The following is a 23457-nucleotide window of genomic DNA, read 5'->3' on the forward strand; positions in this document are numbered from 1 at the left end:
CTGTCCCGGCCGCACGGGCGCTGCGGTCAAAAGCTTGCGCGCAGGGTCACCGCGACGTTGCGCGGCTCACCCCAGTAGTAGCCGGTTGCGGTGGTGTTGATCTGCCGGTAGTACGCCTTGTCGAACAGGTTGTTGGCATTGAGCTGCACCGAATAGTTGCGGTCGATATCGTACTTGAGCATGGCGTTGTACACCGCATAGCCCGCCTGGGTGGCTTTGGCCTGGCCGCTGCGCGCGTAGATATCGCTCTGCGCCTGTACCCCACCGCCGATGGTCCAGGCATCCAGTGCGCCGGGCAGGCGGTAGTGGGTGAACAGGCGCAGCATGTGCTGCGGGTCGGTGGTGCGGATCGCATTGCCGTTGGTGGCAGCGGTGTTCTTCACATACTCGGTGGTGTTGTAGGTGTAGCCGCCGGTCAACTGCCAGCCCGGCAGGATCTCGCCCGAGACCTCCAGGTCGATGCCTTCGCTGCGGCTCTTGCCCGAGGCGATCTTGCACAGGGCAGTGGTGCTGCACTGGCCTGGGACCGACGTAAGGTCGTCTACCGGGGTGCCCACCTGATTGATGCGGAAGAACGCCAGGGATGTATTCAAGCGGCCTTCGTAGAATTCACCTTTGATGCCGGTTTCGTAGGCTTCGCCGACCACCGGGTCGAGCACCGAGTTGGTTTTGTCCACCACGGTTTGCGGGTTGAAGATTTCGGTGTAGCTGGCGTAGACGCTGAAGTTGTCGTTCAGGTCGTAGATCAGTGCTGCATAGGGCACGATCTTCTGATCGACGCTGAAACGGCCGCTGGCCCCCGTGTTGTTTTCCTGCTCGTAGTCGTACCAGTTGGCCCGTGCGCCAATGATGGCGGTCAGCGGGTCGGCCAGCGAAATGCGCCAGGTGGCATGCGCTGCCTCCTGCGTGGTGCGGGTGCGCACGGGGTGGGCGGTGATGGCAATGTCCGGCTCGGCCAGGCTGGTTTTCGGGTCCCAGTAGCGGATGTCGTACAGCCCGGAAATCACCCGATTGGTGGCCGAGGCATACGAGTCGTTGCGGATGCGCTCCACCCCCAGCATCAGTTCGTGGCTACGGCCCAGCAGGCTGAAGGGCCCGTTCAAGGTGGCGCTGAGGTTATTTTGCAGGCTCTCACCGCCATCACCTTCGGTAACCTGGTATTGCATCAGGTAGGGGTTACCGGTTGGGTTGAGCCTGGCTGGGGCGCGTTCCATGAAGGTCTGCTTGAAGCCATGGTCGTCCAGTTCGAAATGTGAGCGCAGGGCCATCAGCTTCAGCGTCCAGTCATTGTCGAAGCGGTGTTCCAGCTCGGCGAAGGTATTCAGGTTACTGCGGTTCCAGCGGTTCCAGTCGGCGCCCAGGTAGGTGCTGCGGCCAAACGGCAACGGCGCGCCCGTGGCATCGGCGGGCAAGTTGCCCCAGGCACCGGTGGCGTCCAGCTTGGTCCATTCCAGCCCGGTGGTCAGGGTGGTGCGCTCATCCAGGTCGAAGGCCAGCGAACCCCCGAACGCCTCCTTGCGCTCGCTGCGCGAATGCTGGAACAGATCGCGGTCGTCGTGCACGGCGATCACCCGCCCACGTACATTGCCGGTGTCGGTCAGCGGCCCCGAGATATCCGCCACGTAACGCTGGGCGTTCCAGGACCCCAGGGTAGCGGTGCCTGAAGCCTGGAAGCTGTGGGTGGGGCGTTTGCGCACCAGGTTCACCGTGCCGGAAGGGTTACCCGCCCCGCGCAGCATGCCGGTAGCCCCGCGCAGCACTTCAGCACGGTCGATGAAGGCTGCATCGGACTGGATGAACGCGCCGCCGCCGCTGCTTTGCACCACGGTGGCGCCGTCATACTGGATGGCGTCTATCTGGAAGCCACGCGAGTAGTACTGCACCCGCTCGCTGTCGGTGTAGTTCACTACCACACCGGGCGTCTGCTCCAGCAGGCTGGTGAGGTTGGTGATGTTCTGGTCCTCGATGCGCTGGCGCGTCACCACGCTCACCGACTGCGGCGTGCCCCGCAGGGTCTGTGGCATCTTGCCGATGGTCACGGCGCCAGTGGTGTAGGAACCGCTGTGTTCGGTGGTTTCGCCCAGACGGTCGCTGGAAATACTGGTGGCGCCCAGCTCCATGGCATTGCCGGCATCCATCACCGGCATCAGCAAGAAGCTGTTGTCGCCTTGTTGCTGAGCCTGCATGTCGCTGCCTTGCAACACGATCGCCAGCGCGCTGGCGCTGTCATGCCGGCCCTGAACGCCTTGGGTGGTCTTGCCTTGCAAGGCGTTGGCGTCGAAGGCAAGGTTCAGGCCGCCCTGGCGGGCCAACTGGTCCAGCGCCGGGGCCAGGAGGCCGGCTGGGATCGCCCACTCGGTTTGCGGGCTCTGGCTGGCCACGGCGGCCAGGGCGAGGGCCGGGCACAGGTTGCTGGCGGCCAGGCCAAGGCCCAATACGGCGGTGCCGACTGCACGGCGCAGCGTGTGGGTGCTGGAAGAACACGGGGCAATCATGAAGCGCTCCTGAAGGTTGCGAAGGCCACTTTTAGGGCTGTGTTTCTTCAGGCCGAACGAGAATGAGATTACCCCTCATTTATTTTTTGCCCGTGCGGTCAGGCCGCGTCGATGCTCACCCAGTACCGAGTGCGGTGGTGCACGCGAATGGGCAGGCTGCTGGCCAGCAGCCGCAGGATCTGCTCGGTGTCGGCCAGTTGATAGGTCCCGGACACCTTCAGTTGCGCCACCTGCGCTGCGCAGCGCAGCAGACCGGGGCGGTAGCGGGCAAGCTCTGACACGAATTCGCCCAGCGACATCTGCTGCACGCTGAGTACCCCGTCGGTCCAGCCCCAGGGGTCGTTGTGCGGCTGCACGGCCTGATGGCGACCGTTGGCCCAGACTTGCCAGGTTTCCCCTGGGGGCACCTGCAGTTGCGCGGGCGATCCGGGGAACAGCGTCACCTCGCCGCGGCGTACCGCCACCAGCAGGCCCTGGTCGTTTTCCCGGAGCACCAACTGGCCATCGAGGGTAAGCAGCGGGCCGATGCGGGTATCGATGCGAAAGGGGCGGGTGTCGTCCGGGTTGCTGGCCAGGCTCACCTCACCGCGGATCAGCGCCAATTGTCGCAGCCCGGCACTGAATCGCAGGTCGATGGCGCTGGCGGTGTTCAACTGTATCCGGCTGCCGTCGCTGCTCTGCAACTGGCGGCGCTCGCCGGTGGCGGTGCTGCTGTCGGCCAGCAGTTGCGGCAAACCCAGTGGCTCTCGTGCCGCCCAGCCCAGGCTGCCGCCCACTGCCAGTAGCGCCAGCAACTTCAGTTGGTCGCGGCGGCTGATGCGCTGGCGTTGGCTGCCCTGCAACGTGCGCCGGCTGAGGTCTTTGGGCAATTGCGCCCATTCTTCATCCAGGTGGCTCACCCGCTGCCAGGCCAGCGGGTTGTGCGGATGGCTGGCCAGCCATTGCCGGAACTGTTCCTGCGCATGCGGGCTGGGGGTGCCGAACCGCAGCTTCACCAGCCAGTCGATGGCCTGGTCGACCTGCGCCTGCGCAGGCTTGTGCTCATGCATCGGCATAGCGCAACCGGTAGCAAACCTGAAATGCCTTGGCCAGGTCTCGCTCGACGGTGGCACGGGACACGTGCAGGCATTGGCTGATCTGCACCAGGCTCAAACCGTCGAGCTGGGCGAGCAGAAAGGCCTGCCGTGCGCGTGGCTTGAGCTGATGCAGAGCGCGGTCGAGCCGTTCGAGGCTGTCGAGAATCACCAGGCGGTGTTCCTCACTGGGTATTTCGGCCTCGGGCAGGTGCGCCAGGCTCTCCTGGTAGGCACGCTCCAGCGCCCGACGGCGGAACTGGTCGATCATCAGGCCACGGGCAATGCTGCTCAGGTAGGCGCGGGGCTCGCGCAGCGGTGATACCTGGCGGGCCCGCAGCAGGCGCACGAACGTGTCCTGGGCCAGGTCGGCAGCGTGCTCGCTGCAACCCACCCGGCTGCTTAGCCAGGCCCGTAGCCAGGCGTGGTGGGATTGATACAGCAGGGCGACCTCGGTCGGTTTCAGCGTGTCGTTGAACTGCATCGTCGCCAAGGCCCGGTTCCATGATGGATGTGATTGTGAATATTTCTCAATTCTATTCGCGCGTGCCTATGGCCGGCAATGGCATACCAGGAATTACCTGCGCAAGAACCGGCGTTCGCCCGATGAACGGCTGCGCTAAGCTGGCTTTCACTAACCCCTAGGAGGCGCCATGATCCTGGCCGATCTTTCCCCTCAGGCCTACCGGGAAGCCGCCGAGCACCTTCGGGCGCTGGACGCTGACTGGGCCGCGCACATTGCCGCGGTGGGCCCGTGCCTGCACCACGCGACGCCGGGACGCGAGCCCTATGAGGCACTGGTGCGCGCCATTGCCTACCAGCAACTGCACGCCCGCGCTGCCGAAGCGATTCTGGGGCGCCTGCTGGCACTGTTCCCGCATCAGGCATTTCCGCAGCCGCACCAGTTGCTGGCGCTGAGCCCGGTTGCCCTGCGCGAATGCGGCTTTTCGGCCAGCAAACTGGCGACTGTCCAGGGCATCGCGCAAGGCCGGCTGGACGGTGTAGTCCCCACCCAGGCAGAAGCCTTGGGTATGGCCGATGACGCGTTGATCGAACGGTTGATCACATTGCGTGGGGTAGGGCGGTGGACGGTGGAGATGTTGCTGATCTACAGCCTGGCACGGTCCGATATCCTACCGGTCGACGACTTTGGCATCAGGGAGGGGTATCGGCGGCTCAAGGGGCTGGCCAAAGCGCCGACGCCCGGGCAGATGCGCGTGCTGGGCCAGGCATGGCACCCCTACCGAACGGTGGCCGCCTGGTACCTGTGGCGCGCCTGAAGCCTAACCTGGGAACACATCATGAAACCCTACAACACCCCTGAACAGCGTTGGCAGGCCGTGGAAACCCGTGATAGCGAGGCTGACGGCCAGTTTGTCTACGCCGTGCGTACCACGGGCATCTATTGCCGCCCCGGCTGCCGTTCTCGGCTGGCCAAGCGCGGCAACGTTGAATTCTTCGATACCCCGCTCGCCGCTGAATCTGCCGGCTATCGCCCCTGCAAACGCTGCCTGGCCGCATCAGCCAGTGCCGGGCGCACCCGCCAGATGATTACCCGCGCCTGCCGCCTGATCGAAGCGGGTGACCCGCCCCCTGGCCTGGAGCAGCTGGGCCAGGCGCTGGCAGTGAGCCCTTATCACCTGCACCGCCTGTTCAAGGCCGAAACAGGGCTGACCCCCAAGGCCTACGCCAGCGCCTTTCGCGCGCAGCGCCTGCGCACTGGCCTGGGCCAGGGGCAGTGCACGGTTACCGATGCCATCTACCAGGCCGGCTACAACTCCAACAGCCGCTTCTACCAAAGTGCCGATCAGCGCCTGGGCATGCGCCCGGGGCAGTTTCGCACCGGAGGCGCAGGCGCCAGCATTCGCTTCGCCATCGGCCAATGTTCGCTGGGGGCGATCCTGGTGGCCCAGAGCGCCAAGGGTATCTGCGCGATTCTGCTGGGTGATGACCCACAGGCCTTGTTGCACGCCCTCGAAGACCAGTTTCCCAAGGCTGAGCTGATCGGTGGCGACCGCGCCTACGAACGGGTGGTCGCCGAGGTGATCGGCTTTGTCGAAGCACCGGCACTGGGCCTGGGCCTCCCGCTGGACGTGCAGGGTACGGCGTTCCAGGAACGGGTGTGGCAGGCCCTGCGCGAGGTGCCGGTGGGCGCGCGGGTCAGCTACAGCGATATCGCCGAGCGTATTGGCGCACCCAAGGCGGTGCGCGCCGTAGCCATGGCCTGCGCGGCCAACCGCATTGCGGTGGCCATCCCCTGCCACCGGGTGGTACGCCGGGATGGCGATATCAGCGGCTATCGCTGGGGGGTGGAGCGCAAGCGCCAGTTGCTGGCACGAGAAACGGCACTCTCCTGAAGGCTGCAAGCGGCGTAGAATGCCCCGCCAGATCGAATTGAAAGAGGAATATTCGATGAGGCGTGTCAGCCTTGCCCGTTTTTGCCCTGGCCTGATGGCCATGCTGGCGTTGATGCTGGCCCTTGCCGGCCCGGCCTGGTCGGCCCCTGCCGCGCCTGCGCCTGCCGCCAGCCCGTCCGCCACCGACGCCCAGGCCCTGGATGACAATGCCAGCGTCGATCAACTGAGCGACCGCCTGGACCAGATCCGCCAGGGCGTCACCAGCGACGCCAACGACGACCTGTTGGCCCAGTTGCGCATGGCTGCCGTGCAGGTTCAGCGCCAGGCCGATGCATTGAGCACCCAGCGCACCACGGATGCCGAGAAGGTCGACGACAAGCTCAAGGTGATCGGCCCGGTGCAACCGGACGAAGCCGCCACCCTGACCCAGCAGCGCAAGGCCCTGGAGGCTGAGAAAAAGGCGCTGGTTGCCGAGAGAGACCGGGCGACCAAGCTGACCCAGTCGGCCCGCGACCTGTCTACCCAGATCGTCAACCTGCGGCGCAGCCTGTTCAACTCGCAGATCACCAGCCGGGCCGCCTCACCGCTGAGCCCGGCGTTCTGGCAAAGCATCATCCGCCCTACCCAGGACGACGTGGCCCGCCTGCGCGACCTGCGCGGGGAGGCTGCAGATGCCCTGGGCAGCGCATTCAGTGCCGAACACCGCTGGCTGTTCATCACCAGCCTGGTGGCGGCGATCCTGGTGTGGACCTTGGTACGCGGGTTGCTGGAGCGCCTGCTGGCCAGGGCCATGGTCAGTGGGTTGCCTGAAGGCCGGCTACGTCGCAGCGCCCTGGCGCTGGGTGTGAGCCTGGCCACGCTGGGCACCATTGCCGGTTCCGTGTCGCTGTTGCGCTGGGGGCTGGAAAGCAGCGCCGAGCTGGGTACCGACCTGGCCAGCCTGACCAATCATGTGCTGGCCCTGGTGGTGTTCAGCGCCTTCATCACCGGCCTGGGCCGCGCCATGCTGATGCTGCAGCGCCCGTCTTGGCGGCTGCCAGCCATTCATGACGAAGTCGCCAGTGCCCTGGGCTGGTTCCCGAAAGTGCTGGCATTGGCGCTGATGGTCATGATGACCATGGAGCGCATCAACAGCGTGATTGGTGTGAGCCTGGCGCTGACCGTGGCGGTCAACGGCCTCACCGCGCTGGTGGTGGCCATGATCTTCGGCGGGGCGTTGCTTTCGTACCGTCGCACCTTGCGCGAACATGGCCTGGAGCGCCCGACTGGCCTAGCCGGGTTGATCCCGTTCGTGATGGTGGTGTGGCTGGCGTCGATCCTGCTGGCGTTGTTGGCTGGTTACCTGACCTTGGCCTACTTCCTCACCGCCAAGTTGCTGTGGGTGAGTATGGTGGTCACCTGCGCCTACCTGCTGACCACCTTCCTGGGCGACCTGTGTGAAACCCTGCTGTCCCCCCGTCAGCCGGGTGGCCTGGCGCTGGCCGCCAGCCTGGGCCTGGCACCGCGCCACCAGGCCCAGGCCAGTACCGTGCTGGCGGGTCTCGGGCGCACCGTGGTGCTGTTCCTGGCCTTGCTGCTGGCACTGATGCCGTCGGGCACCAGCCCCAGTGAGCTGCTGCTTAGCCTGGGTGACTGGGACGGCACCGGTGGCAAGCTGCTGGGTAACCTGAACATCGTGCCCCAGGATATCCTGCTGGCGCTGGCTATGTTGGTGTGCGGCATGCTGGCCATTCGCGTGGTCAAGCGCTGGCTCAGTGAGCGCCTGTTGCCGGAAACCGACATGGATGCCGGCATGCGGGCCTCGCTGGTCACGCTGGTGGGTTACCTGGGCTTCCTGTTCCTGGCCATGTTGGTGATGTCCACCCTGCACATCAACCTCACCAGCCTGACCTGGGTAGTCAGTGCGTTGTCGGTGGGTATCGGTTTCGGCCTGCAACAGATCGTGCAGAACTTCATCTCCGGCCTGATTTTGCTCACCGAACGCCCGGTGAAGGTGGGGGATTGGGTGAGCCTGGCTGGGGTCGAGGGCGACATCCGCCGTATCAATGTGCGCGCCACCGAGATCCAGATGTCTGACCGCTCGACGGTGATCGTGCCCAACTCGCAGTTCATTTCCCAGAACGTGCGCAACGTCACCATGGGCAATGCGCTGGGCGTTGTCGGCATTACCCTGACCTTGCCACTGGACACCGATGCCAACCGCGTGCGCGAGCTGCTGCTGACGGCGTACCAGGAGCACGAAGGCATTCTGGATGCGCCGGCGCCGTCGGTGTCGTTCAAGGACCTGACCAGCAGCGGCATGGTGATCGGGGTGAGTGGCTACGTGGCGGGCCCGCGGCAGGTATCCGGGGCGCGCAGTGACTTGCTGTTCACCATCCTTGGGCGGTTGCGCGATGAAGGCATCGCGCTGTCGTCGCCGCAAAGCATGGTGTTGGTGCAGGAGGCTGGGCGGCAGGCGGACGAGCCGGCCTGATGGTTGACCTTGGGGCTGAACGCCGCGCCTGCGGCGCTCGGCCCCAAGTGCAGGCAGCCATCAGCCCAGGCAACGCGTCACGTGCTTGACCGACTGGTACCCCGCCAGCCCCCACGGCCCAAGCTCGCGGCCGATGCCGCTGGCCTTGGTGCCGCCCCAGGACGTTTCGACGAACACCGCCTGTACCGAGTTGATCCACCCGTGGCCAACCTCCAGGGCATCGGCCACACGTTCGGCCCGCGCCAGGTCCGCCGAGCACACCGTGCCCACCAGGCCGAAACGGCTGTCGTTGGCTTCGGCGATGGCCTGGGCCTCGCTGACGAAGCGGCGGGCGCACAGCACCGGGCCGAAAATCTCCTCGGTCCACAGGCGGCTTTCCACCGGCACATCGGTGTACAGCGTCGGGCTGACGAACCAGCCTTCACGGCCCAGCACCTCGCCGCCGGCAAGGCAGGTCAGCCCTTCTTCCCGGGCGGTGGCAAAGTAGCCCGCTACCTTCAACCATTGCGCCTGGCTGGTCAGCGGGCCCATGTCCACGTCCTCGCCTAGCGGGTTGCCGACGCGCAGCGCTTGCAGCGCCTTCTGCAGGCGGGGCAGCAGCGTATCGGCAATGCCTTCCTGCACCAGCAAACGTGATGTGGCTGAACACATCTGCCCGGCGTTCCAGGTGATGCCGGCGATGATCCACGCCACCGCCTGGTCCGGGTCGCAGTCGTCGAACACCACGATGGCCGACTTGCCGCCCAGCTCCAGGGTCACAGGCCGGCACTGCGCCGCTGCACTGCGCATCACCTGGCTGCCCACGCCGTTGCTGCCGGTGAACGAGACTTTGTCCAGGCCAGCATGGCTGCTGAGGGCTGCACCGGTTTCTGCCTTGCCGTTGACGATGTTCAGCACGCCCGCTGGCAGGCCCAGGGCCTCGGCGATATGGCCATAGGCCTGTTCCACCAAGGGTGTCACTTCCGAGGGTTTGAGCACCACGGTGCAGCCCGCTGCCAGGGCCGGTGCGAGCTTCCATGCGCTGGTGACCAACGGGAAGTTCCACGGCACGATCAAGCCAACTACACCGACCGGCTCCAGGCGCGTGCGTGACGTAAAGCCGGCTGCTGCCAGCGGCACATCCTGTTGCCGGGCTGGCAACTGCTGCGCCAGTTCGGCGTAGTACTCGAAGGTGGCGATGGCATCATCCAGGTCGATTTCTGCCTCGTGCCGCGGCTTGCCGTTATTGCGCATCTGCAGGCCGATGAGCGCCTCACGGCGGGTACCGAGTTCGCGGGCGAAGCCGCGCAGGTAGGCCGCGCGGGCATTTGCGTCGGTGCATTTCCAGGCGGGCAGGGCGCGGCGGGCGGCGGCAACGGCCGCGTCCACCTGTGCCACGCTGGCGGCCGTCAGTTCATCGAACGGTTGGCCCAAGGCCGGCTCATAGACGTGCAGGCATTCACTGCCCTGGCCTGCGACCCACTGGCCGGCGATGTAGTTGGAAGCGGTCATGTTCGGTATCCAGTCAGGCCATTTTGGCGTGGGTTACAGGGGTAGGCGGGGCGGTCTTGCAACGCACCCAGCGCGGGCCATTGGGGCCGTAGACGCCCGCAGGTTCAGGGAACAGGTTGAGCAGCAGCAGGTACAACACGGCTGCCAGCCCCAGCGTTACCGGCAAGCTCAGGTCGATGCCGCCGGCCAGTTCACCCAGCGGCCCGACGAACTGCCCCGGCAGGTTCACAAAGCACAGGCCAACGGCAGCACTGGGCAGCCAGGCACCCATGCCGCGCCAGTTCCAGCCATGCAGAAACCAGTAGTGGCCGCCGCGTTGCCCGCGGGTGAATACCTGTAGATCGTCTGCGTGGTAGAAGCCGCGACGCGTGATCAGGCCGAGGATCATGATCACCATCCAAGGGCTGGTGCAGGTAATGATCAGCACGGCGAAAGTGGACACGCTTTGCACCAGGTTGAAGGTGAAACGGCCGACGAAGATGAAACCGATGGCCAGTACGCCGATCAGCAGCGTGGCCGCCGCGCGGCTGAGCAGGCGCGGAAACACGCTGGACATGTCCAGGCCGGTGCCATACAAGGCCGTGGTGCCGGTGGACATGCCGCCGATCACCGCAATCAGGCACACCGGCAGGAAGAACCAGCCCGGCGCCACCGCCAGCAGGCCGCCCACGTAGTTGTTGGCGGCGATGTAGTCCGGCGCCTGGGTTGCCACCAAGGTGGCGGTACACAGGCCGAACAGAAACGGAATCAATGTGGCTGCCTGGGCCGCGATCACCGCCAGCATGATGCGTGCCTTGGGCGTTTGGCGGGGAATGTAGCGCGACCAGTCCCCCAGAAACGCCCCGAACGACACCGGGTTGCTCATGGCCAGGATCGCCGCCCCGACGAACGCCGCCCAGAAGCCTGCCTGGCCCAGGTTGACGCTACCGGCATAGCCAGCGTCGAACGGCCCGGCGAAGGCGACGATACCCAGCAGGAACAGCAGGCTGGAGGCCCATACCGCCACCTTGTTCACCCACAACATGAAGCGGAAGCCGAAGATGCACACCACCAGCACCAGCACGGCGAACAGGCCATAGGCCAGGCCCAGGGTCAGGTCATTCTCGGGCAGGCCCACCAGGCGTTTGGCGCCGCCCACCAGTGCATCGCCCGAACTCCACACCGACAGTGAAAAGAACGCGACTGCGGTGAGCAGCGACAGAAACGAGCCGACGATACGGCCGTGTACGCCAAAGTGCGCACCCGACGATACCGCGTTGTTGGTACCGTTCAGCGCACCAAACAGGCCCATGGGGGCCAGGATCAGCGCACCCACCCCAACACCCAGCAGAATCGCCCATAACCCCGCCTGGAACGACAGCCCGAACAGCACCGGGAAACTGCCCAGCACGGCAGTGGCAAAGGTATTGGCGCCGCCGAAGATCAGGCGGAACAGGTCCAGCGGTGTTGCGTGGCGTTGATCGTCGGGTATCTGTTCGACACCGTTGATTTCTATCCCGGTCGTGTGGCTCATGGTAGTGCTCCAGCGCGGTTGTTGTGGGCCGGCGCAGTGCGCGGGCCTTTTTGTGGGTGCGATGGCAGTGCGGCAGCGCCGCAAAAAAATCAGCTGGGCGTGATCACCGACAGGTGTTCGTGGCAGGCCAGCCACGCTTCGCCCTGGCGGCGAAAGACGATGGTTTCCCGTTCACTCAGGGCGTGCTCTTCGTTGGCGATGCGTAGATGCGTGGCAACATCGTGCATGAAGATCGCCACCTCACCCTGCAGGCTGACCTGGGTGTTGCTCGACTCACAACGTAGGACGGCAAAACCTTCAGCCTGCCACTGGGCCCACAGCGCCTGATAGGCATGGCGGCTGAGCAGCGGGTGGGGGAGGGTATGAAACAGAAACGTGGCGTCTTCGCTGAAGCAGGCGAAGTAGCGATCAGTGTCGTTGCTGGCGAACGCGGCAACGAGGTTGGCGGCGGCTTGCCGCACCTGGGCGTTATGGTCCACGGAAGTGGCCTCACGGTTATTGTGATTGTGGTCAGGCGATTCTGGTGGGGCGCAGCGACGTGAAAAATCCCTGATGGCAAATAATCAGTTCAGAAAAGTGTGAAGTGACGGCAAGCGCGCACAAATGCCCCAGGCATAACTGGCCCGAAACAGATGTAGGAGCGAGCAAAGCTCGGGATGCGCCGCGCGGGCGGCGCTCGATCTCCCAGGCGCTGCACCTGTAAAGGCGAACACCTCCCCGCCCAACCGCATTCTGCCGGTGAAGGGTCCCGGGCTGAGATTGCATCAGGGCTGCCAAGTGTTCGCCGCAACATGATCTGCGCCTACGAGACCGAGCGCCGCCCGCGCGGCGCATCGCGAGCTTTGCTCGCTCCTCCTACGTTTGTTTCGGGCCAATGTTGCTTGTTGCGTCAGCAGCTTCATAGACGCTGGCACTTCACCGCCGCTGTCTATAAGATGCGATGCATTCTCATTCACCTCTGGTTTCGCCCGTGTCTCTATCCGATACCCGCAAGCTGGGTTTCTTTTTCAGTGACCACCACCGCTGGCTGTTGCAGCACGTTCGGCGCCAGTTGAGCAACCGCCCGGATGCCGAGGACACGGCGGCCGAAACCTTCTGCCAGATCATCGCCGCCCGGGTGGACCCGGCGACCATCGAGCAGCCGCGTGCCTACCTGGCCACCATCGCCCGTCGGCTGATCTTCGACCGCCACCGGCGGCGCCGCCTGGAGCAAGCCTACCTGGAACGGCTGATGATGCTGCCAGAGGCGCTGGCGCCCTCGCCAGAAGAAACCCACCTGCTGCTCGAGGCGCTGCACGCGATCGATCACAGCCTGGCCGGGCTGCCTTTGGTGGTAAAAAAAGCCTTTTTGCTGAGCCAGCTGGATGGTCTGCCCTATGCCGAGATCAGCCGTCGGCTGGGGGTGTCCGAGCGCACGGTCGGGCGGTACATGACCCAGGCGTTGCGCCAGTGCTACCTCAGCGGCGCACAGCCATGAGCCGCACCGCCCTTGGCCCGGCCGCCGAGCAGGCCATCGCCTGGATGGTGCGGCTGCGCTCGGGCCGCGACGAAGCCCGCCAGCAGGCCCAGTTCCACCAGTGGCTGGCGCAGGACCCCGCCAATGCCCAGGCCTGGGAACAGTTGCAGCGGGGCATGGGCCAGCACTACGAGGTGGCGCGGCAGGCGCCCGATGCCCTGCGGGATACCCTGCTGCAGCCATCGATTGGCCGGCGAGAGGTGTTGCGCGGTATCGGCGGGTTGGGCGTAGTGGGTGGGGCTCTGTGGCTGGGGGTACGCAGTGAAGGTGGCCGGGTGTTGACCGCCGACCTGCGCACGGGCACTGGCGAACGCCGTATCCTCATGCTGCCCGATGGCAGCCGGCTGAGCCTGAACGCAGGCACGGCCGTGGATGTGCAGTTCACGGCCGGGCAGCGCCTGTTGCGACTCTATCGCGGCGCATTGGTCATACAGGTGGCGCCCGATGCTTCAAGGCCCTTTATCGTGCGCAGTGAGCAAGGTGATGCGCGCGCACTGGGTACGCGTTTTCTGGTCGAGCAGCAGGCTGATGCCACCCGTGTGGTGGTGCTGGAGCATGCTGTGCGAGCATCGCTGCCAGGGGGTGCCTGGCTCGACCTTGCAGCAGGGCAGGCGGCCTTGCTCACCCGCAAGCGCATCGAGCCCCTGCAGGGCAGCCAGGCCTACCGCGCCGATTGGCTTGAGGGCCACCTCAGTGTGCTGGACGAGCCGCTGGACGCTGTAGTCGACGCCCTTCGCCCGTATCGCCCGGGTGTGATCCGCGTCAGCCCGCAGGTACGTCAGCTGCGCGTGCAGGGCGTATTCCCGCTGGATGACAGTGAGCGAACCCTGGCGGCTCTGGAGGAGACCATGCCTATCCGGGTGAGACGTTTCGGCGGGTGGGTGACGCTGATCGAAGCGCGGTGAACACGCAGGCAAAAAACCTTGCCCCTGCTCGAATGAAAATTTTTATGATTCGTGTCCGCTTTTTGTATTTCGTCCCACCTCCCTCCTGACAACAGCAAACATTCAGGAGTCTTCACGTGTTCAAACCCTGGCCCCTTGCCCTCGCCATCACCCTGGCCACCGCGCCCGCGGCCCACGTGTGGGCGCAAGGTTCTGTGCAACAGCAGCAGCGCTTCGATCTACCGGCCGCCAGCCTGGCGCAAACCCTCAATGCCATCGCCCGCCAGGGCGGACAGGTGATGTCCCTTGACCCGGCGCTGGTCGCCGGCAAGCAGGCACCGGCCATACAGGGCCAGATGAGCCCGTTGCAGGCCGTGCAGCAGGCGCTTGCCGGCAGCGGCCTGCAGGCCATCGTGACCGGTAGCGGCACCTTCAGCGTGGTGCCTGCGGTGGACGCGGAAGGCGCACTGGAACTCGGCGCCACCAACATCAACAGCCAGGGCCTGGGGGAGACCACCGAGTTCACAAATTCCTACACCACTGGCGCCGTGACCATCGGCAAAACCCCGCAGACGCTCCGTGAGACGCCGCAGTCCGTGACTGTGGTGACACGCAAGTTGATGGATGACAAGAACCTGGTGTCCCTTGACCAGGTGATGGCCCAGACCACCGGCATCACCCGGGCCAACCGGGGCTACGGGAACCACCATTTCAGTTCTCGCGGCTTTGACCTGACCGACGACAGCTACATGGTCGACGGCGTGGCCGGTCAGGCGTACGCCTACACCGGGTGGATGATCCCGGACATGGCGGTGTTCGACAGGGTAGAGGTGCTGCGCGGTGCTGCCGGGCTGCTGGTTGGCGCGGGTAACCCGGGCGGCGCGGTCAACCTGGTGCGCAAACGCCCTACTGCCGACCCACGTTTTACGGTCATCACCCGGGCGGGGTCGTGGGACAACTACCGCCTGGACCTGGACGCCAGCGGCAAGCTGAACCCTGAGGGCACCCTGCGCGGCCGCATGGTCGCCTCCTACGAGGACCGTGGTTACTTCACCGACGTGACCAAGTCCAAGCGCCCATTGCTGTATGGCATCGTCGAAGGCGACCTGAGCGACGCCACCACCGTTGCGCTGGGCTTGCGTCGGCAAACCTCGCGCATCGATGGCTACAGCGTGCTGGGCCTGCCGAACAACCCGGATGCCAGCAACCCGCACCTCAAGCGCTCGACGTTCCTGGGGCAGGACTGGGCCACCCTGCAGAGCCGCACCGATGAAGTGTTCGCCGACCTCAACCACCGTTTCAATGACAACTGGACCGGCAAGCTGGCGCTCTCCCATTCCGAAAGCAGCTACAACCGCAGCGCCATCGAATGGGACGCCGAAGACACCCTCGCCTATGGCAGCCCCACCGGCCCCAAGGTAAACGACGTCAATTATCACAAGTTCGACGTCACGGCCAATGCCGTCGACGGCCATGTGGACGGCGACTTCGAGGCCTTCGGCCTGCGCCATCAACTGTCGCTGGGGGCCAACTGGTCCAGGCGCAACATGAACGATAAAGAGGTCTCCCAGGCACTGGACAGCCCCATCCCGCTGAACGTCTACCGGCCTGATCACAATAACGTGCCAGAGCTGGCACGCCAGGGGTGGGATTACAAGCAGGACACCTTCGATACGCGCTATGGCACCTACCTGAACGCCCGCCTGCACATGACCGAAGACCTGAGCCTGGTACTGGGTGGGCGGCTGAGCTGGTACAAGACCGAGACCTCCAGCGAAGACTCGAAAAGCACCAATGAACAGAAGCACGAGTTCACGCCCTTCGTGGGTGCTATCTACGACCTGAACGACAAATGGTCGCTGTATGCCAGCTATGCGGACATCTTCATGCCCCAGGCCAGCTCCCGTACCGTCGACGGCAAGATGCTGGACCCGTCCGTAGGCTCCAACTACGAGACTGGCATCAAGGGCGAGCTGCTCGACAAACGCCTGAACGTGTCTTTTGCAATGTTCTACATCGAGCAAGAAAAAGTCGCCGCACGGGACTATGCCAACGATGGCAAGTGCGCAGGTGACATCGCTGGCCGCTGCTTCATCAACAGCGATGGCATCAGCCGCAGCAAAGGCTTCGAGGCCGAAGCCACGGGCGAGCTGCTGCCTGGCCTGCAGGTGGCTGCCGGTTATACCTACAACACCACGCAGTCGGAAAGCGGCGGCCCGATCTCGGGGCAAACGCCCAAGCACATGCTGCGGCTGAACACCAACTACACCCTGCCAGGGGAGTGGAGCCGCTTCAGCATCGGCGGCGGCGTGTCTGCCCAGTCCCACTACTACGATCCGCCGATTGAGGTCAGCAACAGCGGCCGCGCCATTTTCGATGCCCGGGCCGCCTACAAGCTGGACCCGCACTGGACGGTGGGCGTGGACGTGGAGAACCTGTTGGACCGCAAGTACTTCGACTCTACCGGTTACTGGACTCGCGGCACTACCTACGGCACACCGCGAAGCTACATGCTGACCTTGCGAGGCGACTTCTGAGCCGGTGACCTTGATGGGCAAACGCGGTGAAGGCGCCCTGGAAATGAAAAAACCCTTGAGGCGCTGACCTCAAGGGTTTCAGGTGTTGCACAGGGCGTGCTTACACGTTGAAGCGGAAGTGCATCACGTCGCCGTCTTTGACGATGTAGTCCTTGCCTTCCAGGCGCCATTTACCGGCTTCCTTGGCACCGCTTTCACCTTTGAACTGGATGAAGTCGTCGTAGGCCACCACTTCGGCGCGGATGAAGCCCTTTTCGAAGTCGGTGTGGATCACGCCAGCAGCCTGGGGGGCAGTAGCGCCGACGCGAACGGTCCAGGCACGCACTTCCTGCACACCGGCAGTGAAGTAGGTTTGCAGGTTCAGCAGCTCGTAGCCGGCGCGGATCACGCGGTTCAGGCCAGGCTCTTCCAGGCCCAGGGCCTCCAGAAACATGTCCTTTTCTTCGCCGTCGTCCAGCTCGGCGATTTCAGCTTCGATCTTGTTGCACACCGGCACCACGACCGCGCCTTCTTCTTCGGCGATGGCGCGCACCACGTCCAGGTGCGGGTTGTTGTCGAAGCCGTCTTCAGCCACGTTGGCGATGTACATCACCGGCTTGCTGGTGAGCAGGTGGAAGCCACGGATAACGGCTTTGTCCTCGGCGCTCATGTTCTTCATCAGGCTGCGCGCAGGCTTGCCTTCGGTGAAGTGCGGGATCAATTGCTCAAGGATGGCCTTTTGCGCCAGGGCTTCCTTGTCGCCGCCCTTGGCATTGCGGGCCACTTTCTGCAGCTGTTTCTCGCAGCTGTCCAGGTCGGCGAAGATCAGTTCGAGGTCAATGATCTCGATGTCACGCTTGGGGTCGACGCTGTTGGAGACGTGAATCACGTTTTCGTCTTCGAAGCAGCGCACCACGTGAGCAATGGCGTCGGTTTCGCGGATGTTGGCTAGGAACTTGTTGCCCAGGCCTTCACCTTTGGAAGCGCCGGCGACCAAGCCCGCGATGTCGACGAACTCCATGGTGGTCGGCAGGATGCGGTTGGGCTTGACGATTTCCGCCAGTGCATTCAGGCGCGCATCGGGCATCGGCACGATGCCGCTGTTCGGCTCGATGGTGCAGAAGGGGAAGTTCTCCGCCGCGATGCCAGACTTGGTCAGGGCGTTGAACAGGGTGGACTTGCCGACGTTGGGCAGGCCGACGATGCCGCAATTGAAACCCATGGGTATTCCCCTCTCTAAAGGAAATCAGGCCTTCTGGCTGTGCAGCTCGCGCATGGCCTTGGCGAAGTCGCCGGCCAGCACGTCCGGCAGCACGCCGAGGGCAAAATCGATGCTGGCGTCGAGCTTCTCCTGCTCGGCGCGCGGCGCGCGGCCCAGGACGAAGTTGGAGACCAGTTTGGCGTCACCCGGGTGGCCGATGCCAAGCCGCAGGCGGTGGAAGTCGTTCTGGTTGCCGAGCTGCGCGATGATGTCGCGCAGGCCGTTATGCCCGCCATGGCCACCGCCGCGCTTGAGCTTGGCAACGCCGGGCGGCAGGTCGAGTTCGTCATGCGCCACCAGGATGGCCTCCGGTTTGATCCGGAAGAAATTGGCCAATGCCGCCACGGACTGGCCGCTGCGGTTCATGTAGGTGGTGGGGATGAGCAGGCGAACATCGTTGCCCTGATGGCTGAACTTAGCCGTCAGGCCGAAATATTTTTTGTCAGCGGCGAGCGAAACACGCTGGGCGCTGGCAATGCGTTCTACGAAAAGAGCCCCTGCGTTGTGCCGGGTCTGTTCGTATTCGGGGCCGGGGTTACCCAGGCCGACGATCAACTGGATGGCGGTCACGTCAGGGGCTCTTCCTTGGGGTTGTTGGGTTACAGGGCGCGCGGCACTGTAACCCGATCAACACCGGCGTGCGAGTGGATTACTCGGCAGCGCCTTCTTCTTCAGCTTCAGCGGAAACGCGCGGGGCGTGAACGTTGGCAACTGCTTTGTCATCACCGTGGGCCAGAGCAACGAACTCTACGCCTTTCGGAGCTTTCAGGTCCGACAGGTGGATGATGGTGCCGATTTCGGCGTTGGCCAGGTCCACTTCGATGAACTCAGGCAGGTCCTTCGCTTCGCAGGAAACTTCCAGCTCGGACTCAACGTGCGAAACTTCGCCGCCTTTCTTGACCGGGGCTTCTTCGTTGATGAAGTGAACCGGTACTTTGGCGGTCAGTTTCTGACCAGCCACAACGCGGATGAAGTCGGCGTGCATGATGAACTGCTTGGCCGGGTGGCGCTGCATGGCCTTGATGATGACGTTTTGCTTGGTGCCATCAACGTTCAGTTCGATAACGTGGCTGAAGGCAGCTTCGTTTTCGAACAGTTTGGCGATTTCCTTGGCCACGATGGTCAGGGATTGAGCTTCTTTACCACCACCGTAAACAACGGCTGGGATGCTGGCGGAGTGACGCAGGCGGCGGCTCGCACCTTTCCCCAGGTCAGTACGCGCTTGGGCGTTCAGAGTGAAATCAGTCATTTTGTTTCTCCAAAATAGCCCCCCGAGGGCGTTTGCGACCAGCGCCAACGGGGATGGCAAAAAAGCCCCGCCCCAGCAACGGTGCTGGGGCGGGGCGCTTTTCGTCAGCGTGCGTTCCGCTTAGCGGAACATTGCGCTGATCGATTCTTCGTTGCTGATGCGGCGTACCGCTTCAGCCACAACCGGTGCGATATCCAGCTGGCGGATACGGTCACAGGCCTGAGCAGCGGCGGACAGCGGAACGGTGTTGGTCACCACCAGCTCGTCCAGTACCGACTTCTCGATGTTCTCGATCGCACGGCCCGACAGGACAGGGTGCGTGCAGTAGGCGTAAACCTTGGCAGCACCGTGTTCTTTCAGGGCTTTGGCCGCGTGGCACAGGGTGCCGGCGGTGTCGACCATGTCGTCTACCAGGATGCAGGTGCGCCCTTCGACGTCGCCGATGATGTGCATCACTTCGGAGTGATTGGCCTTCTCACGGCGTTTATCGATGATACCCAGATCGACACCCAGGGACTTGGCGACAGCACGTGCGCGCACGACACCACCGATGTCCGGGGAAACGATCATCAGGTTCTCGAAACGCTGGTCTTCGATATCATCGACCAGTACGGGCGAGCCGTAGATGTTGTCGACCGGGATATCGAAGAAACCCTGGATCTGGTCAGCGTGCAGGTCGACGGTGAGTACACGGTCGATACCCACGACAGTGAGCATGTCAGCGACGACTTTGGCGCTGATGGCTACACGTGCCGAACGCGGACGGCGGTCCTGGCGGGCGTATCCGAAGTAGGGAATCACGGCGGTGATTCGGGAGGCTGAGGAGCGGCGGAAGGCGTCGGCCATCACTACCAGTTCCATCAGGTTATCGTTGGTCGGTGCGCAGGTCGGCTGAATAATGAAAACGTCTTTACCGCGGACATTTTCATTGATCTCAGTGCTGATCTCGCCGTCGGAGAATTTACCGACAGAGACGTCACCGAGAGGGATATGCAGCTGACGTACCACACGTCGAGCCAGATCGGGGTTGGCGTTCCCCGTAAAGACCATCATCTTGGACACGCGCAGTACCTGAAGGCTGAGGGTATACCTGGATGAGTATAAGGAAAATGGCAGGGGCGGCTGGATTCGAACCAACGCATGGCAGGATCAAAACCTGCTGCCTTACCGCTTGGCGACGCCCCTGTATCTGTTGCTGCGAACGCTTATGCGCTCGACTTCTTGACCAGACTTTGCAGCTTGCGATGCAACATCGAAATATTGCTTCCTTTCGCCACAAACCCTGTTTGGGTCGCTGAAAGAAGGGCCAGAACTTTATCAGCTTCGGCTTTGCTTGGGAAGGCCCCAAACACACAACTTCCAGTGCCGGTAAGTCGAGCCTCTGTGAATTTGCCCAGTGAATTCAGCGCGTTGCGAACTTCCGGGTAATTCTGCTCTACCACCGGTTGGCAGTCATTTCGACTGTTTCCCTCGGGAACGGGGCGCATCTTAAGGGGGAGAGAATCACGTGTCAACTGTGGATGCGAAAAAATTTCTGCTGTGCTGACAGACACTTGCGGCACAAGCACGACGTACCAGGGTTGCTCCGGGTCGACCGGGGTCAGTTGCTCGCCCACGCCTTGGGCGAACGCTGCATGGCCGCGTACGAACACCGGCACGTCGGCGCCCAGCGAGAGGCCCAGGGCAGCCAGGCGGTCTTCGCTCCAGCCCAGTTGCCACAGGTGGGCAAGGCCCAGCAGGGTGGTGGCGGCATCCGAACTGCCGCCCCCGATGCCGCCACCCATGGGCAGCACTTTGTTCAGCCAGATGTCGGCGCCCAGCGCGGTGCCTGACTGCGCCTGCAGTTGACGGGCGGCACGCACGATGAGGTTGCTATCGTGCGGTACCGAAGCGATGTCTGTGTGCAGGCGGATAATGCCGTCGTCACGCAGGGCAAAGCTCAGCTCATCGCCGTGCTCCAGGAACTGGAACACGGTTTCAAGCTCGTGGTAGCCATCATCGCGGCGGCCAATGATGTGCAGCCAGAGGTTGAGCTTGGCCGGGGCAGGCAGGGTCAGCGTGCGCATGAACTCAGTGCCCCAGCTGGCGCGGTTGCCAGTCCTTGACCACCAGGGTCACGTCCAGGTCCTTGCCGTGCAGCTTTAGGCGTTCAGGCAGCCAGTAGCCGTTCTGTTCGGCGTAGCTCAGGTACTCGACCTGCCAGCCGTCCTGCTCCAGGCCGGCCAGGCGGCTGTCGCCGTCCAAGGTGAGCTTGCTCTTGCTGTCGGGGGCGGGCAGCCCGCGCACCCACCACACCAAGTGCGATACTGGCAGTTTCCAGCCCAGCTGCTCTTCCAGCAGGGCTTCGGGGCTGGTGGCTTCATAGCGGCCCTGGTTGGCCACTTCGAGCACCACGCCGCCCGGGCGACCGGTCAGGCGTGCTGCGCCGCGGCCCAATGGGCCGGCCAGGCGAATGTCGTAGTAGTCCTGACGCTGCAGCCAGAACAGGGTGCCGCTCCCGGAGTCGCGTGGAGCGCGGATGCCTACCTTGCCATTGATCTGCCAGCCGTCGAGCTGGGTCAGCTGTTCTTTATGGGCCCGCCACTGTTGCGGGTCGCCTTGGCCCTGCAGGGCCTCGCGGCTACCGAAACCGGCGCAGCCTGCCAGCAGGGCGATGAGGGAGAAGGTAATGAAATGGCGCAATAGCATGGTCTAGAGAGTCTCGGATCCGGTCAGGCGCAAAAGGGTCTTGCGCAGAATGGGGCTGTCGGCCTGGGCTTCGAAGCCCTTGGCCCAAACCTGGCGGGCCTCGCGGCGTTTGCCATTGGCCCAGAGCACTTCACCCAGGTGGGCAGCCACCTCATGGTCGGGGAAGCTGGCAAATGCCTGGCGCAGGTAGGCTTCGGCCTGGTCCAGGTTACCCAGGCGGTAATTCACCCAGCCCAGGCTGTCGAGCACAGCGGGGTCGTCCGGGGTCAGCTGGTGGGCCTTGTCGATCAGCTGGCGGGCCTCGGCATAACGGGTGGTGCGGTCAGCCAGGGTGTAGCCCAGGGCATTCAGGGCCATGGCGTTTTCCGGCTCACGGGCAATGATGGCGCGCAGGTCCTTTTCCATCTGGGCCAGGTCGTCGCGCTTTTCTGCCAGCATGGCGCGGGTGTACAGCAGGTTGAGGTCGTCGGGGTAGCGCTGGATGGCTTGCTGCAGCACTTGGTTGGCCTGAGCGTCCTTGTTGTTGTTGCTGTAGCTTTCCGATTCGATCAGGTACAGCTGAATGGCCTGCTCGGGCTGGGCCTCGCGGGCTTCGGCCAGCAGGCGTGACGCTTCGGTGCCCCGGCCGTTGGCGATCAGGATATCGGCCTGGCGCAATTGGGCCGCCAGGTAATCGGGGCCTGGGCCTACCAGGGCATATTCACGCAGGGCGCCGGCAGGGTCGTGCCGCTCTTCGCGAATGCGGCCCAGGTTCAGGTGCGCCGCATCGGTGTTGCTGTCGCGCTCGACCAGTTCCTGCAAGTAGCTCTCGGCCTCGTCCCAGTCTTTGTTCTCGAGGCAAACCAGTGCCAGGGAATAGCGCAGCTCGTCGTCCTCGGGGTACTGCTGGACCAGGCTGAGGAATTCACCCTTGGCGTCGGCGATGCGGTCCTGCTCCACCAGGGTGCGGGCATAGGTCAGGCGCAGGCGCTTGTCATCGGGGTTGTCGCGGATGGCCTTGCGCAGCAACGGCAGGGCCTCGGGGCCACGGTCCAGTGCTTGCAGCAGCCGCGCGCGCAGCAGTATGGGTGCGATTTCACCGTTTTGTGGCGGGTGCGATTCGAGCAGGTCCAGGGCTTGTTCGGCCTTGCCATCCTGGTTCAGCAGCAAGGCCTTGCCGAAGATCAGCTGGCTGTTGTCGGGGTATTTGGCCAGTAGCCGCTCGAAGCTGTGCAGCAGGCCATCGCGGGTGCTCTGGTCGGTTTCGGCAGCAGAGAGGGCCAGGAAGTCGAAATGGGTATCGCCTTGGCCCTGCAGCACCTTCTCCATATAGGCCATGGCGTCATCGTAACGGCCGGCGCGCGCCAGCTGGATGGCGGCGGCGCGTTGGGCGTCGAGGTTCTGCGGGTCGTTGCGGGCCCACACCAGGGCGTTGTCCAGGGCGGGTTCGTCGGCGCCCAGGTATTCGGCGATGCGGTAGGCCCGTTCGGAAACGCCAGGGTCCTGGGTTTTCGCGGCCTGGTCGGTGTAGTTGGCCAGGGCGATATCGAAGCGGTTGCGTTGGCCGGCCAATTCGGCCACCAGCAGGCTATAGAGTGTGTCCTGCGTGAACGACCCATACACCATGGGCTTTTCGGCCTCGCGCTTGCCGGCTTCGGCGGCGGGGGGCTCGGCCTTTTGCGGGGCCAGGCTCTGGCAGCCCTGGAGCAGGGCGAAGGCAAGCAGCAATGCGTAAGGTCTGTTCATAGAGGGCATATAAATGGAGACTCACCGGCGGTCGGAGCATGATGACACAAGCGCGGTGGCAAACCCACCGGCCTGGGGTATCAAGCCAGGCTTCGCCTAAGAAGACCACGCAGGCCGCATGGGGTTCGAACCAGGCTGCCATAGGGCAGCAGTTATCCTTGCCTGCGCTTTTGCTTTTTGCTTCTGAGCGCGCGAAAGCACAGGCGACGCAGATTG

19 protein-coding genes and 1 tRNA gene are annotated in these 23457 nt (G+C 64.0%); 6 read left to right on the plus strand and 14 right to left on the minus strand.

The features are described 5' to 3' along the window. Nucleotides 1–26: 26 nt before the first annotated feature. From PPA02S_RS18335 to PPA02S_RS18345, 3 genes are all read right to left on the minus strand, one after another. Nucleotides 27–2495: a TonB-dependent siderophore receptor gene (locus tag PPA02S_RS18335; protein WP_028631705.1), complete on the minus strand. Its 2469-nt coding sequence runs from the start codon at nt 2493–2495 to the stop codon at nt 27–29. Nucleotides 2496–2593: 98 nt separating this feature from the next. Continuing rightward, complete coding sequence (locus PPA02S_RS18340; protein WP_028631704.1) at nt 2594–3550, minus strand: FecR domain-containing protein; 957 nt, start codon at nt 3548–3550, stop codon at nt 2594–2596. Next, nucleotides 3537–4052: a sigma-70 family RNA polymerase sigma factor gene (locus PPA02S_RS18345; protein WP_028631703.1), complete on the minus strand. Its 516-nt coding sequence runs from the start codon at nt 4050–4052 to the stop codon at nt 3537–3539. The genes PPA02S_RS18340 and PPA02S_RS18345 overlap by 14 nt, the downstream gene beginning before the upstream one ends. Before the next feature lie 169 nt (nt 4053–4221). On the opposite strand from PPA02S_RS18345, the gene PPA02S_RS18350 reads away from it, so the two are divergent. Genes PPA02S_RS18350 through PPA02S_RS18360 form a run of 3 tightly spaced genes read left to right on the plus strand, consistent with a single transcriptional unit; the run spans nt 4222 to nt 8398 of the window. Beyond that, nucleotides 4222–4848, plus strand: coding sequence for a DNA-3-methyladenine glycosylase family protein (locus PPA02S_RS18350; protein ID WP_028631702.1), 627 nt, complete (start codon nt 4222–4224; stop codon nt 4846–4848). A gap of 21 nt (nt 4849–4869) precedes the next feature. Then, nucleotides 4870–5925, plus strand: coding sequence for a bifunctional DNA-binding transcriptional regulator/O6-methylguanine-DNA methyltransferase Ada (gene ada, locus PPA02S_RS18355; protein WP_028631701.1), 1056 nt, complete (start codon nt 4870–4872; stop codon nt 5923–5925). A gap of 55 nt (nt 5926–5980) precedes the next feature. After that, nucleotides 5981–8398 (plus strand): DUF3772 domain-containing protein, encoded by a 2418-nt coding sequence (locus PPA02S_RS18360; protein ID WP_028631700.1) that lies wholly within the window; start codon nt 5981–5983, stop codon nt 8396–8398. A 60-nt stretch (nt 8399–8458) separates the two neighbouring features. Here the strand turns inward: PPA02S_RS18360 and PPA02S_RS18365 are convergent, their stop codons facing one another. The 3 genes from PPA02S_RS18365 to PPA02S_RS18375 all read right to left on the minus strand — a co-directional run bounded on the left by PPA02S_RS18365 (nt 8459) and on the right by PPA02S_RS18375 (nt 11881). Beyond that, a complete protein-coding gene (locus tag PPA02S_RS18365; protein ID WP_028631699.1) occupies nt 8459–9889 on the minus strand; it encodes an aldehyde dehydrogenase family protein in 1431 nt (476 codons plus the stop codon). A 13-nt stretch (nt 9890–9902) separates the two neighbouring features. Beyond that, on the minus strand, nt 9903–11402 hold the full coding sequence (locus tag PPA02S_RS18370; RefSeq protein WP_028631698.1) for a purine-cytosine permease family protein: 1500 nt from the start codon (nt 11400–11402) through the stop codon (nt 9903–9905). Between the two features lie 89 nt (nt 11403–11491). Beyond that, nucleotides 11492–11881: a YybH family protein gene (locus PPA02S_RS18375; protein ID WP_028631697.1), complete on the minus strand. Its 390-nt coding sequence runs from the start codon at nt 11879–11881 to the stop codon at nt 11492–11494. 461 nt (nt 11882–12342) lie between these two features. Here PPA02S_RS18375 and PPA02S_RS18380 point away from each other — a divergent pair, with 461 nt between their 5' ends. The 3 genes from PPA02S_RS18380 to PPA02S_RS18390 all read left to right on the plus strand — a co-directional run bounded on the left by PPA02S_RS18380 (nt 12343) and on the right by PPA02S_RS18390 (nt 16339). Then, nucleotides 12343–12879: a sigma-70 family RNA polymerase sigma factor gene (locus tag PPA02S_RS18380; RefSeq protein ID WP_033727889.1), complete on the plus strand. Its 537-nt coding sequence runs from the start codon at nt 12343–12345 to the stop codon at nt 12877–12879. Then, nucleotides 12876–13823 (plus strand): FecR domain-containing protein, encoded by a 948-nt coding sequence (locus tag PPA02S_RS18385; RefSeq protein WP_028631695.1) that lies wholly within the window; start codon nt 12876–12878, stop codon nt 13821–13823. The genes PPA02S_RS18380 and PPA02S_RS18385 overlap by 4 nt, the downstream gene beginning before the upstream one ends. 116 nt (nt 13824–13939) lie before the next feature. After that, complete coding sequence (locus PPA02S_RS18390; RefSeq protein WP_028631694.1) at nt 13940–16339, plus strand: TonB-dependent siderophore receptor; 2400 nt, start codon at nt 13940–13942, stop codon at nt 16337–16339. 100 nt (nt 16340–16439) lie between these two features. On the opposite strand, the gene ychF is transcribed toward PPA02S_RS18390, so the two are convergent. The 8 genes from ychF to PPA02S_RS18430 all read right to left on the minus strand — a co-directional run bounded on the left by ychF (nt 16440) and on the right by PPA02S_RS18430 (nt 23241). Further along, a complete protein-coding gene (ychF, locus tag PPA02S_RS18395; RefSeq protein ID WP_028631693.1) occupies nt 16440–17540 on the minus strand; it encodes a redox-regulated ATPase YchF in 1101 nt (366 codons plus the stop codon). A gap of 24 nt (nt 17541–17564) precedes the next feature. Further along, a complete protein-coding gene (gene pth, locus PPA02S_RS18400; protein WP_028631692.1) occupies nt 17565–18149 on the minus strand; it encodes an aminoacyl-tRNA hydrolase in 585 nt (194 codons plus the stop codon). Nucleotides 18150–18228: 79 nt separating this feature from the next. Next, nucleotides 18229–18828 carry a 50S ribosomal protein L25/general stress protein Ctc gene (locus PPA02S_RS18405; protein ID WP_028631691.1) on the minus strand — a complete coding sequence of 200 codons (600 nt, stop codon included), beginning with the start codon at nt 18826–18828 and terminating at the stop codon, nt 18229–18231. Nucleotides 18829–18948: 120 nt separating this feature from the next. After that, nucleotides 18949–19890 carry a ribose-phosphate pyrophosphokinase gene (locus tag PPA02S_RS18410; RefSeq protein WP_003247410.1) on the minus strand — a complete coding sequence of 314 codons (942 nt, stop codon included), beginning with the start codon at nt 19888–19890 and terminating at the stop codon, nt 18949–18951. Nucleotides 19891–19938: 48 nt separating this feature from the next. Beyond that, nucleotides 19939–20013 (minus strand) — tRNA-Gln (locus PPA02S_RS18415). A gap of 20 nt (nt 20014–20033) precedes the next feature. Further along, nucleotides 20034–20894: a 4-(cytidine 5'-diphospho)-2-C-methyl-D-erythritol kinase gene (gene ispE, locus PPA02S_RS18420; protein ID WP_028631690.1), complete on the minus strand. Its 861-nt coding sequence runs from the start codon at nt 20892–20894 to the stop codon at nt 20034–20036. A 4-nt stretch (nt 20895–20898) separates the two neighbouring features. Then, nucleotides 20899–21516, minus strand: coding sequence for a lipoprotein insertase outer membrane protein LolB (gene lolB, locus PPA02S_RS18425; RefSeq protein ID WP_028631689.1), 618 nt, complete (start codon nt 21514–21516; stop codon nt 20899–20901). A 3-nt stretch (nt 21517–21519) separates the two neighbouring features. Beyond that, a complete protein-coding gene (locus tag PPA02S_RS18430) occupies nt 21520–23241 on the minus strand; it encodes a tetratricopeptide repeat protein (RefSeq protein ID WP_028631688.1) in 1722 nt (573 codons plus the stop codon). Nucleotides 23242–23457: the final 216 nt, after the last annotated feature.

The organism is Pseudomonas parafulva NBRC 16636 = DSM 17004 (genome assembly GCF_000730645.1).
GTDB lineage: Bacteria > Pseudomonadota > Gammaproteobacteria > Pseudomonadales > Pseudomonadaceae > Aquipseudomonas > Aquipseudomonas parafulva.

Coding starts and splice junctions, on each gene's coding strand:
- PPA02S_RS18385 (WP_028631695.1), top strand. CDS start 12,876: ATGAGCCGCACCGCCCTTGGCCCGGCCGCCGAGCAGGCCATCGCCTGG.
- PPA02S_RS18430 (WP_028631688.1), bottom strand. CDS start 23,241: ATGAACAGACCTTACGCATTGCTGCTTGCCTTCGCCCTGCTCCAGGGC.
- PPA02S_RS18340 (WP_028631704.1), bottom strand. CDS start 3,550: ATGCCGATGCATGAGCACAAGCCTGCGCAGGCGCAGGTCGACCAGGCC.
- PPA02S_RS18345 (WP_028631703.1), bottom strand. CDS start 4,052: ATGCAGTTCAACGACACGCTGAAACCGACCGAGGTCGCCCTGCTGTAT.
- PPA02S_RS18350 (WP_028631702.1), top strand. CDS start 4,222: ATGATCCTGGCCGATCTTTCCCCTCAGGCCTACCGGGAAGCCGCCGAG.
- ispE (WP_028631690.1), bottom strand. CDS start 20,894: ATGCGCACGCTGACCCTGCCTGCCCCGGCCAAGCTCAACCTCTGGCTG.
- PPA02S_RS18405 (WP_028631691.1), bottom strand. CDS start 18,828: ATGACTGATTTCACTCTGAACGCCCAAGCGCGTACTGACCTGGGGAAA.
- PPA02S_RS18380 (WP_033727889.1), top strand. CDS start 12,343: ATGCATTCTCATTCACCTCTGGTTTCGCCCGTGTCTCTATCCGATACC.
- ychF (WP_028631693.1), bottom strand. CDS start 17,540: ATGGGTTTCAATTGCGGCATCGTCGGCCTGCCCAACGTCGGCAAGTCC.
- lolB (WP_028631689.1), bottom strand. CDS start 21,516: ATGCTATTGCGCCATTTCATTACCTTCTCCCTCATCGCCCTGCTGGCA.
- PPA02S_RS18335 (WP_028631705.1), bottom strand. CDS start 2,495: ATGATTGCCCCGTGTTCTTCCAGCACCCACACGCTGCGCCGTGCAGTC.
- PPA02S_RS18365 (WP_028631699.1), bottom strand. CDS start 9,889: ATGACCGCTTCCAACTACATCGCCGGCCAGTGGGTCGCAGGCCAGGGC.
- PPA02S_RS18370 (WP_028631698.1), bottom strand. CDS start 11,402: ATGAGCCACACGACCGGGATAGAAATCAACGGTGTCGAACAGATACCC.
- PPA02S_RS18360 (WP_028631700.1), top strand. CDS start 5,981: ATGAGGCGTGTCAGCCTTGCCCGTTTTTGCCCTGGCCTGATGGCCATG.
- ada (WP_028631701.1), top strand. CDS start 4,870: ATGAAACCCTACAACACCCCTGAACAGCGTTGGCAGGCCGTGGAAACC.